The organism is Blastocatellia bacterium (genome assembly GCA_035573895.1).
Classification (GTDB): domain Bacteria; phylum Acidobacteriota; class Blastocatellia; order HR10; family HR10; genus DATLZR01.
Map to the genome: position 1 here is coordinate 1 of DATLZR010000075.1, position 11,691 is coordinate 11,691.

At 57.9% G+C, this 11,691-nt stretch carries 8 protein-coding genes; 3 read left to right on the plus strand and 5 right to left on the minus strand.

Features of this window, described 5'->3' with window-relative positions; all coding sequences use genetic code 11:
* The coding region (locus VNM72_07785) for a PAS domain S-box protein (protein HXF05301.1) at positions 1–979 on the plus strand (979 nt) is incomplete at its 5' end.
* Positions 980–1,154: 175 nt separating this feature from the next.
* Here VNM72_07785 and VNM72_07790 read toward each other — a convergent pair.
* Positions 1,155–1,700 carry a photosynthetic reaction center cytochrome c subunit family protein gene (locus VNM72_07790; GenBank protein HXF05302.1) on the minus strand — a complete coding sequence of 182 codons (546 nt, stop codon included), beginning with the start codon at positions 1,698–1,700 and terminating at the stop codon, positions 1,155–1,157.
* 92 nt (positions 1,701–1,792) lie between these two features.
* Positions 1,793–2,524: a sugar phosphate nucleotidyltransferase gene (locus VNM72_07795; protein HXF05303.1), complete on the minus strand. Its 732-nt coding sequence runs from the start codon at positions 2,522–2,524 to the stop codon at positions 1,793–1,795.
* Between the two features lie 359 nt (positions 2,525–2,883).
* Here VNM72_07795 and VNM72_07800 point away from each other — a divergent pair, with 359 nt between their 5' ends.
* Together VNM72_07800 and VNM72_07805 are read left to right on the plus strand one after the other, a co-directional pair.
* Complete coding sequence (locus tag VNM72_07800) at positions 2,884–6,816, plus strand: TonB-dependent receptor (protein ID HXF05304.1); 3,933 nt, start codon at positions 2,884–2,886, stop codon at positions 6,814–6,816.
* A 755-nt stretch (positions 6,817–7,571) separates the two neighbouring features.
* Positions 7,572–7,961, plus strand: coding sequence for a roadblock/LC7 domain-containing protein (locus VNM72_07805; GenBank protein ID HXF05305.1), 390 nt, complete (start codon positions 7,572–7,574; stop codon positions 7,959–7,961).
* A 349-nt stretch (positions 7,962–8,310) separates the two neighbouring features.
* Here the strand turns inward: VNM72_07805 and hypE are convergent, their stop codons facing one another.
* The 3 genes from hypE to hypD form a co-directional block, all read right to left on the minus strand.
* On the minus strand, positions 8,311–9,345 hold the full coding sequence (hypE, locus tag VNM72_07810) for a hydrogenase expression/formation protein HypE (GenBank protein HXF05306.1): 1,035 nt from the start codon (positions 9,343–9,345) through the stop codon (positions 8,311–8,313).
* A gap of 273 nt (positions 9,346–9,618) precedes the next feature.
* Positions 9,619–10,422 (minus strand): GxxExxY protein, encoded by an 804-nt coding sequence (locus tag VNM72_07815; GenBank protein HXF05307.1) that lies wholly within the window; start codon positions 10,420–10,422, stop codon positions 9,619–9,621.
* Between the two features lie 312 nt (positions 10,423–10,734).
* Positions 10,735–11,691: hydrogenase formation protein HypD (gene hypD, locus VNM72_07820; protein HXF05308.1), on the minus strand; the 957-nt coding region annotated here is incomplete at its 5' end.

Here is an 11,691-nt window from a genome sequence, read left to right on the forward strand (position 1 = left end):
GATTGACGGCGTGGAAGCCGCTGAACAGATCCGCCGACGGTACAACATCCCGGTCGTCTATCTCACCGCCTACGCCGACGGCAATACGCTTCAGCGGGCGAAAATTACCGAGCCGTACGCCTATTTGCTCAAGCCCTTTGAGGATCGGCAGCTTCATATCACGATCGAGATGGCTCTCTACAAGCACCGCATGGAGAAGAAGATCAAAGAGAGCGAACGATGGCTGGCCGCCGTCCTCCGCAGCATTGACGATGGCGTGATTGCGACCGATCTTCAAGGGCTCATCACCTACATGAACACCGTGGCTGAAGTTCAAACCGGGTGGCGACAGCAGGAAGCGGTGGGCAAAGACCTGACCGAGGTCTTCACCCTGCGCAACGGCAAGGTTGTCGTGGCCGAAAGCCCTGCGCTCCGCGCCATGCGGGAGGGGACGATCATTGGTCAATCCCGAACAGTCACACTCGTTTCCCGCGAGGGCTCGGAAATACCGATTGATTACACGGCCTCGCCGATTAAAGACGAGAAAGGCAATATCCTCGGCGCGGTCATCGTCTTCCGCGATGTCACCGAACGGCGTCACGCCGAGGAACTCCTCATGCAGTCGGCGGAACGGTATCGCGCCCTCGTGGAGACATCGAGCGATATTGTCTTCACGCTGTCCCGCGACGGGAAAGTCATATCGCTGAATCCGGCGTTCGAGACGCTCACCGGCTGGACGAGAAAAGAATGGATGGGGCGGCCTTTCGCCGACATCATTCATCCTCCTGACCTCCCCCTGGCGATGGAATTCCTTCAACGGGTGCTGCATGAGGCCACGCCGCTCGGATGCGAGTTTCGCATCATCTCCCGTTCAGGTGAGCCGGTCGCCATGGAGTTCATGGCCACGCCCCACTTCCGCGAAGGAAAAGTCAGCGGCATCTGGGGAATCGGTCGGCATGCCACCGCAGTACGGCGGGTCGAGGAACCCGTGCGCCGATGACGCGATCTCCCCTCGATTGCACGGGGAGCGAGATCGGGCCATCAGGGGCGAGACTTCTTTGTCCCTTACGCCGGTGCTGGAATCCCCCGTCGCACGGCATCCAGGTTGCCGGCAAACAGTTCGGGTCAACCGCGCCGCAGCCTTCTTTTCGCCGACCGGAGGCGTCAAACGCTCGTCACTGTGTTGGCGGCTTGGGAGATCCCCGATGGCAGGTGTAACAGTTGATCTTGCCGCCGAGGAATTTGCTGTTGAGTTCCTTGACCATTTCGATCATGCGGCGGCTCGTCTCCTTCATGGGGTGATCCTCCCGGTCGTACGCGTCAGGGACGTGACAGTAGTTGCAATCAACCCCGAGTGATTGATTGAAAATCTCCATGATGGGCGTAATCTCGCTTGCGGGAATGCCGCGCAGAACCTTGATGTTTTTGTAGGCCTGTTCGGCAGTTTGCCCCCGTACGGCTCGCCGCTCAAGCGGGGGCAGGGGAGGAGGGACGCGACCGATCCCGGATCCAGCAATCCCTCCACCTGCCGTATCAATGGGAGGATGACCGGGTGGAAGTTGTGCTGTGGCCTGGGGATTCCCGACGGGAGAGGCCCCACTCATCTGCTCCCGCTCAAGCGCATTCGTGGCAAAAAAGCCGATCACAAACCCAAGGATCACGCCACCCAGACCATAAGCCACGTCTCCCCATGTCAGCGACTGCGTTCCTGGATTAGCCATAGCTGTGTGCCTCCCGCCCCCGTCGTTGAATGCTTGTTACTCAGCCCCGGAGTCTCCGGTCCTTTAGTTACCTGTCGAGGGCGATGACAGGATCATCCGCCTTGCCGTTTCTCTCGCTCGGCCACCAGTTGATTGGCCAGCAGCAGGCTCTCGAATGTTCCGGCATCCGTCCACCACCCGTCGAGTATATCGTAGGTCAGTTCGCCCCGTTCGAGATAAGCGTTATTGACGTCGGTGATCTCCAGCTCCCCACGCGGACTCGGCTTAAGCGTGCGAATGATGTCGAAGACTTTCTCGTCGTAGAAATAAATGCCGGTGACGGCGTATGGCGAGCCCGGCCGGCTCGGTTTCTCTTCGATGCGCACGATCCGGCCGTTTTCGATCACGGGAACACCGAACCGGGTGGGGTCGGGAACTTCTTTGAGGATGATCTTGGCACCGGACCCCTGACGCAAATAGCTCTCGACATAGGGGGTGATGGACTTCTCGATGATGTTATCGCCCAGAATGACGCAGATCAGATCGCCATCGGCGAAATGCTCGGCCAGGTGTAGAGCATCGGCGATTCCACCTTCGCCCTGCTGATAGGTATAGTGCAGATGTTTCAGGCCGAACTCGCGTCCATTCCCCAGAAGGCGGAGGAAATCGCCGGCGTTGTTGCCACCGGTCACGATCATGATGTCGCGGATGCCGGCTTCCACCAGAGTCTGCAACGGATAATAGATCATCGGCTTGTTGTAGATAGGCAACAGGTGCTTGTTGGTCACCTTCGTCAGCGGATAAAGCCTGGTGCCAAGTCCGCCGGCCAAAATCACTCCTTTAATCGTTCGTGCCATCGCCTGTCCTCTCGTGTCCGTATCTCGGTCGGCCCGCAATCCGGCGCTTTCGACCGTGCGAGATTGTGTCATGCCCGGGCCTCTTTGGTAAAGAGGAGAGATGAGGGCAGAAGTTCTTCATCGTGAGCCCAAAAGCACCCGGGCCGAACTCTCCCGTGTGGAGGCACCTGGCGCACGCTCTCAATTTCAAGAGATTGGCCGTTAGTAACAACTATGCCAAGGCCCTGGCTTTTTGAAGATAAGAGGTTGTTGTGATGAGGGGCATGCGCTTGACAGCAATGGCCGTGAAATCTAAAATGCGTTTCGCTTGAAACCCAAGTAACAAAGGCTAAGGAGGACGTTGGTGTATGTGCGAAAAGGGCGATTGTCTCCGCAGACTTTTCCTTCATCTCTCGGTGGGATTTGTTCTCATCATTGTCCTGGCTGTGACCGGGACTGGCCAGACCGGGATGAGCCGGATCACGGGAACGGTCACAGATCCGACGGGGGCCGTGATCGAAGGCGCTACCGTGACGGCCAAGAACGAGGCCACCGGGGTGCAGTATAAAGCGACGACGACATCGGCGGGTACCTATGCCATCGAATCGGTGCCCGTGGGGAGTTACACGATCACGGTCGAAGCTCCCGGATTTCGGACCTTCACCAGTTCGGGCAACGTGGTCAATGTCGGGGCGGCGCTGGTGGTGAATGCGCAACTTCAGGTGGGGCAAGCCACAGAGGTCATCGAAGTCGTGGGAGCCTACGAGCGGGTGGAAACGACCCATGCGATGATCAGTGATGTTGTGACCCGGCGGGCCGTGGCCGACCTGCCGCTGAACGGCCGGAATCCGCTCAGCTTGATCGTGCTTCAACCGGGTCTGGTTCAGCGAACGACCAATTCCGCCGGCTCGGGAACGCATGTCTTCGGCTCGCGGGATCGGGCTCACAACGTCACGGTGGACGGCATTGATGCCAACGAATCGTCGGTGCCGAATCCGCAAAGCAATATTCTCCGGCTGAATCCCGATAACGTTCAGGAATATCGCGTGGTCACTCACAACGCCACGCCCGAATATGGGCGCAACAGTGGGGCCAACGTCTCGATCGCCACGCGGTCGGGAACGAACGAATATCATGCCGATCTCTTTTACTTCCATCGCAACACTGTCCTGAATGCCAACGAATTCTTTAACAAAGCCGAGGGTCAGCCGAAACCCGTTCTCCTCCTCCATCAATTCGGCGCAGCCGGAGGTGGACCCATCACCAAGAATAAGACCTTTTTCTTTGCCAGCTATCAGGGAAATCGCATCATGCAAACGCAACCGATCGCCAAGGCGTTTGGCACGCCGCTGGCTTATACGGCCACCATGCGCTCGGGAATCTACCGATTCGTGCGGGGCGCCATTACCGTAGATGGCGTGACCGTGACGAGAAACTCCCCGTTGCTCGTTGATGCATCGGGAAATCTCAAGCCGGGGGTGCCCGTCTGTGGCGGATCGGTCACGACAAATTGCGTGGACTCGTACAACATCTTTGATCCGCGCAACGATCCCCGGGGGATCGGACCGGATCCTGTGATTCGCTCGCTCATCAATCAATTCCCCCTTCCGAACACGTTCTCGGTCGGCGATGGGTTGAACATCGGCGGTTTCGTCTGGAATCCTCCCTCGCGCTTTGTTGGCCCCAACAGTCTGGTTCGTGTTGATCACAAGTTTTCCGAGAATCACACCATGTTCGGCCGATTCATCTGGTCGGATTGGGACACCAAAGAGGGAGATTTCTTGAACGCGCGACCGCAAGTCTTCCCCGGCTTCCCGCCGATGGGGGAGGTCTTTCGCAGCAATCAGAATCTGGCCATCAGCTACCGCAGCGTGCTGAGCGATCGCACGGTCAATGAATTCACGACCGGTTTCAATCGCTTTCGCTTCTTCTTCACCTGGGGCGAGTCGAATCCGAACTTTGGCGACTTCACGAAAGTTCCTCCCTATGGCCAGGAGTGTGCTGGGACAAACTCGTTTCGCAATATTGATACGCCGTTCTGCAACACTCCTCACACGGCCCGGGCGGTGTCTACGATCCAGTTCATTGACAATTTGAGTTATGTCCGGGGCTCACACACCATACGCACAGGGATCAATTTCCGCTTCTATCGGCACAACGACAGTCGCGGGTTTGCCGGAGGTCGTAACATCAGTCCGAATATCTTCTTCGATCAGAGTCTGCGACGCAGCGGGTTTTTGAATCTGCCACCAGTTGGAGGCGGCGCCGATCAAATAGATGCCAGCGACAATACCATTCTCCAGAATGCGCTGGTGGAGTGGGCTGGCATCGTGGCGGGGGTGGATCAAGCCTTCGCCGCCGACTTGAAAGGGAATTCCTTCCCGCCAGGAATCCTGCAAGTGCTCGGAACGCGGGCGAAGCAGTTCAATTTCTATGCCCAGGATGAGTGGCGGATCCGTCGTAATCTGACGATGACCTATGGCGTCCGATGGGAATTGAATCTCCCGATGAAGGACTGCTGTGATCGCGTCTTCGTTCCTGATAAGCCGATTGACGGATCGCAAGGACCGATCACGTTCGTTGCACGGGATCGGTGGTATGAGCGCACGAACTGGAGGGCCTTCGGTCCACGGGTGAGCTTCGCCTGGTCACCGTGGGGCGAAAAAACCGTTTTTCGTCTCGGCTACGGGTTGGCCTTCGATCCGATTTCAACCTTCCAGGTGACGGCGATCGGGGGAATGGTCCCGGGGTCGGCGCTCGACTGTCGCATGCGGCTGAGCGATACGCCGACCGGCGTGCAGGCAACGATCACGACCGGCTGCAGCATCCCGGCCAATATTGATCGGCGCATCGGTCAGGGCTTCCCGCTTCAACTGCCGACGCCGACGGCCCGACCGAGCGAATTGTTCAGTCCTCCGGCGCAACCCCTCGGTGTGGCACCCAATACGGGGGCGTTCGATCCGAACTTGAAGCTGCCCGCCGTCCATGAGTGGAGCCTCACCATCCAACGCGAACTGCCCGGGAACATGGTCGTTCAGGTCGGCTACATCGGCAAGCGAGGAACACATCTGTTCCGCGCGTATGATCTGAACCAGATTCGCACGGACCAACCCGGTTTCAAAGAATCATTCCTGATCGCGCAAGAGAATCTGCGGAAAGGCTGCCGTCCGGACGGAACAGGATGTCCGGCGGGCGTGACCGGGGTCACTCCGACGCTGCTCTTGCAGCTCACGGGGAGCACTCCGGGAGACCCACGCTCGTTCTTGAACTCCTCGACGACGCAGACCAATCTGCTGCGCAATGGCCTGGGTGACCTGGCCGTGCGGATTGATTCGTTGACCGGTGCATCGTGGATCGTCAATCGAGGCTTCCCGGCCAACTACTTCCGACCCAATCCCCAGTTCAGTCAGATCTTCTATTTCGATTCCGGTGGCGATTCCTACTACCACGGGATGATCGTGCAACTGCGTCGGCGGTTTGAGAAGGGATTGGATCTGGGATTCTCCTACACCTTGTCCAAGTCCATTGACAATATGTCGGTGGATCCCGTCGGCGCTGCCTCCGGCGGAGGCCTGAGCACGACCAATTCCCGCACGCCCACCGATGTGCGAAACTTCCGATTGGATCGAAGCTTGTCGGATTTCGACAATCGTCACGTCTTCGTCGTGCATGGTCTGTATGATCTTCCGTTCGGACGAGGGCGCACCTGGGGAGGAAATTGGCCGGGCGTCGTCAATCATATTCTCGGCGGGTGGACGGTGACGGGGATTTTCATCTCCCAGAGCGGCGAGCCATTCACGATCAATAGCGGCATTCGCACCGTTCACAATACGAAGCAGTCGCGGGCCGAATTACGAGGACCATTGCCCAAAGCGAAGTTACAATCGGTGGCGGGGATTCGCGGGCCGGTCGTCTTCCAGGTGACCGACCTCGATCCCAATACTAACTGCCGCCAGATCGTCGGGACGCAGAGTTTCCTCTGCATCCCGGCACCGGGCGAGTCCGGGATGGGACGAAACACCATCATCGGCCCCGGCTTCTGGAACTTCGATTTCGGCCTGATCAAGCGGATCACGCTGACCGAGCGGGTGAATCTGCAGTTCCGCGCCGAGTTCTTCAATGCCTTCAACCATCCCAACTTTGAGAATCCCCGAAATGCTTCCTCCGGCTCACCGACATTAACCAGCTCGTTGTTCGGCCAGACCTGCTGTGTGACGGCTGCAGTCCCAGCCTCGGCCACGATCATTGCTGTCGGCGAGCCCAATCGGGTGATTCAGTTCGCCTTCAAGCTCAGCTTCTAAGACGGCGCTCAGCGAAAAAGTGGGAGGTCGCCGGGTAGACCGTGAACAGAACCTCCCACTTTTTCCTTTGGGACTGCCGCAGGCAGATCTCTTTTGTGTCCGTCCTCAAAGTCGAACGTTCGTTCCCTTAGCCCTCGTGCTGGAAAGACATCTCTCCGGTGTGTCGGATGATGTGCGCGCCCAGGCCGGCTTCGGTGAGGAGTGAGGGTCCTCCGCTTCCCGGACCGTCCAAAATACGGCATGTGCCGGATTGACGAAAGCGAGGAAACGAGAGAAAGTAGTCAGGGCATTTGGTGTATTTGTGTCCAGCGGGTGGAAGGAAGCGGTCAGCATGAGGAGCTTGGGCAAAAGGCGAGGGCATGACCTTGACTCCCGAAGGTGGGCTGAGCTTGGTCTCACTGTGCTATTGCATGTTGTGATGGATAGGTCGGTGGCGCCTCACTTATCCGAGGTATCAAAATCGGGTCGAGGAGCATCAGCCCTGGATGGGAGCGGATGTGAGGAAAGGATCGGGCTGAGGCAGTATGCATGAGACGTCGTATCGGGCATCTGCCCGATGGATAGCCGGACCATGAAGTGATTCCAAAACGGTGAGGCGACTCCGCTCGAGGAGGTCGCGGGAAAAAGATCGCCGGGTGCATTCGTTGGTGGGATGGTGAAACGGGGAGCACAAAGATTGACGTTGGCACTCTTGACAGCGGAGACGGCTTATTTTTATATGAGTCATTTCGCGGCTGGAAAAGGAGGATGACTGTATGGCACTCTCGGTTGAAGAACAACTCGTGGGTATTTTGCGTGATCTTCGCATGACGGCCCCGGAAGTTGAGGGTGGAGCTGTCGTCAGCATGGACGCTCAGATCATCGCCAGCTCGTTGCCAAGCACGGTTGAAGAAGATCGCGTCTGTGCTATGAGCGCGGCCCTCTTCGGCATCGGCACTCGTGCGGCCAAAGAGCTGCACCAGGGAGATGTCGAGCAGCTTTACATCAAAGGCGAAAAAGGGTATATCCTCATCACCCACGCCGGTCAGGATGCTGTCCTCTTCGTCATGGCGTCGGCCAAGGCCAAGCTGGGAGTGATCTTCTTCGAAGTGCGGCGGGCCACTGAGGAGATCGCCCGTGTATTGGCTTATCAGCGGCCCTTATGATCTTTCCCGCCTCCGCCATCGGCGGAACCCCCCATCGGGTGTGGACGTCCGTGTCAACCAATGGGGATGACGGAGAGAACGGAGATGGTCGTCGGTAGGACCCAGCCTCCTGCCCTCAAGTCATGGCCTGGAGCTTGGAGCTGAGACCTGTTCTGAAACGACCCGAGAGCCAAATATGGCGAGATGTGAACGCCTGTTATTGCCCGTAGGGAGAACATGCAAAGAAATTTCTTACGTCCTCTTTTCTGTCCGTCTTTACGGGAGGTAGCTTCTTTCGTCCATTCCCCGGATGCCGGGACTCAGGCTGAAATGCCTCGGCGAAGGCATACCCTGCCCGAGTTCATAACCCTCAACAGATGCGCGGCAGTTGTTCGCCGCTGAGCATATCAACGATTCGCATCGCACCGATCTTACTCCGCATCGTCACCCGTCCCGAAGCATTTTCCTCCACCTGGCCAATGATGCTCGCGTTAGTGCCCAACGGATGCGAGCGCATGATGGCGAGGGCTCTATCGGCATCGCCTGGTGCAATGAAGGCGATGAAGCGTCCCTCGTTGGCCACATAGAGCGGATCGAAACCGAGAATCTCGCAGGCTCCCTGAACATCCTCTCGAACGGGGATGGCGGCTTCGTCCAAAGCGATTCCGACGCGCGCCGCTTCGGCGATCTCGACGATGGCGCTCGCCAATCCACCCCGGGTCAGGTCGCGCAGACAGTGAATTTCGACTCCCGCCTGGAGCAGTCTGATCACCAGGTCCGCCAGAGGAGCAGAATCGCTCTCGATCTCAGTCTCGAAGGCTAACCCCTCCCGCACGGCCATAATCGCAATACCATGCCGTCCGATGTCCCCATTCAGGAGAACGACATCACCCGGGCGCACGCTGGCCGGAGCAATGACAAGGTCGTGCTCGATGACTCCGATGCCCGCCGTGTTGATGAAAATGCCGTCGCCTTTGCCCTTGTCCACCACCTTCGTATCGCCGGTGACGAGCTGAACCTGGGCCGCGCGCGCGGCCTGCTGCATGGATTGGACCACACGCCAGAGCGTCTCCATCGGAAGTCCTTCTTCCAGGATGAATCCGGCGCTCAGGTAGAGCGGACGCGCACCGGACATGGCCAGATCATTCACCGTGCCGTTGACGGCCAGCGAGCCAATATCGCCGCCGGGAAAAAACAGCGGACGAACCACATAGGAATCCGTCGTGAACGCCAGCCTCACGCCATTGACGTTGACGACGGCGCTATCATGCCGCATGTCGAGGGGTGCGTTGCTAAACATCGGCATGAACATCTTCTCGATGAGTTGGTGCATCAGCTTCCCCCCACCCCCGTGAGCGAGGAGAATAGTCGGGTACTCAGCTATCGGTGTCGGACAGGTCATCATATTTTCTTCATCGCTTCTTCCTCGCCACCGGATGAAAGGTTCCAACGGATGAGAAACTCATCTCCGGATGGCTCCGGTGACTGACGCCAACTCGCCAGGCGATAGCAATATCCGTTGGCACTTTTCATCCGTTGGCAGTCGCATAATGACAGTTCTCGCTACCGGATGAAAGGTTCCAACGGATGAGAACCTCACTGGCGGACGGCTTCCGGCACGTGACGCTATCAACCGCTGGAAATATCCGTTGGCACTTTTCATCCGTTGGCGAACCTTTCATCTGTTGGGCGGACAGACAGCACGCACTTGCAGCGCCTGCCTGCCGAAGTTGATCACAATTCCTACCGGGATGCTCATCGCCCGTAAGTATGATTGCGTTTTGCCGATTTCAAACGGCCCGATCTCATCCTTGAGCGCGGTAACATAGCACAATACCCGTTCCCCCACGAGCATCCCGTCCACCGGAAAAGTACCAATCAGGGCACCTTCAAATTGTACGGGGCTCATGAGCTGGCTGTGCACGGAGAGGTGACGGTGCTCCCACTCAGCCTGTAACAGCTTGGCGCACACGGTGTCGCCGTAACCGATACCATGGGTTTTAGCGACGGCAAGGACGCCCTCTCGGATCTCGCGCAGCAGCCGTTTGTCAGCAGGTGAGAGGTTCGGTGGGATGTGGGTATAATCCTCGGAGATGACAAGGTCCTTTTCGTGAAAAGGCAACCGCTCAATCTTGGCCTTCTCCTGACCAAAGTTTACCAGCAGGCCCAATGGCTTCCGCCAGAACTTGAGGTAAGAAAGAATCTGAACGAAGTTCTCGCGAGCGAACCCAGCAGGCAGCGCCTTGAGTTCCAGGATGATCTCTCCAAAAGCAAGCAAGTCATATTGGAACGTGTGAACCACCACGTCTCGATGCTGCAGGCGCCCGGACTGCCTCGATAAAGCGGGAATGCGGCGGCTCGCGCAACAGGCAAGGAATGCTTGGTGATACGCTTCCTCCGGATACCCTACGCCAACCTCGTTGTGAACGTCAAAGATGCAGCGACGAAGGATGCGCGTTTGTTCCTCAAAAATTAATCGCATCGCTCTAGCTAGCGCACTAACGGATGAAATCCGTTGGTACTTTTCATCTGTTGGCGATCCTATGATAACAGGTCGCGCCAACGGATGAAAGGTTCCAACGGATGGGAGCCTCATCTCCGGATGGACTCCGGTGGCTGACGCCAACTCGCCAGGCGATAGCAATATCCGTTGGCACTTTTCATCCGTTGGCGATCCTATGATAACAGTTCGCGCCAACGGATGAAAGGTTCCAACGGATGGGAGCCTCATCTCCGGATGGCTCCGGTGACTGACGCCAACTCGCCAGGCGATAGCAATATCCGTTGGCACTTTTCATCCGTTGGCAGCCAAGTGTGCACGATAGCGGTAATACGCGGCGCACGCGCCCTCGGACGAGACCATCGTAGCACCGAGCGGATGCTCCGGGGTGCAGCGCGTGCCGAACGCCGGACACTCGTGCGGTTTGATCATCCCTTGCAGCACGAGCCCACTCCTGCACTCGGACGATTCTCCGACCGTGTGATCGGTCAGACCGAACCGCATTTCGGCGTCGAATTCGGCGTATTTCTCGCTGAGTCCCAGGCCGCTTTGAGGGATTTCACCGACGCCGCGCCATTTGCGCGGAACCACGCGAAAGACTTCACGGATGAGCCGCTGCGCCGGAAGATTTCCCTCACGCCGCACGGATCGCGTGTATTGGTTCTCAACCTCCGCCCGGCCTTCCTCCAATTGCTTGATGCACATGTAGACGCCTTGCAAAATGTCCAGCGGCTCGAAACCGGTGACCACAATCGGAACGTGGTACTTGCGAGCAATCGGCTCGTACTCGGTATAGCCCATCACCGTGCAGACATGTCCGGCGGCCAGAAATCCCTGCACGCGATTGTTGGGCGATGAAAGGATCGCTTCCATCGCTGGCGGTACCAGCACATGTGACACGAGCAGGGAGAAGTTTTTGATATTTCGTTGGGCTGCCTGAAAGACGGCCATCGCATTGGCCGGCGCTGTCGTCTCAAATCCCACGGCGAAGAAGACGACCTGTTTAGTCGGATTCTCCTCGGCGATTTTCAGAGCGTCGAGCGGGGAATAGACAATGCGCACGTCGCCGCCGCTGGCCTTGACCGTGAGCAAATCCTTTTCCGTTCCCGGCACGCGGAGCATATCGCCAAATGAACAAAAAATCACATCGGGGCGCGAGGCCAAGCTGATCGCCTTATCAATCAATTCGACCGGCGTGACGCACACGGGACAACCGGGACCGTGAACGAGCGTGATTTTATCCGGCAGCAG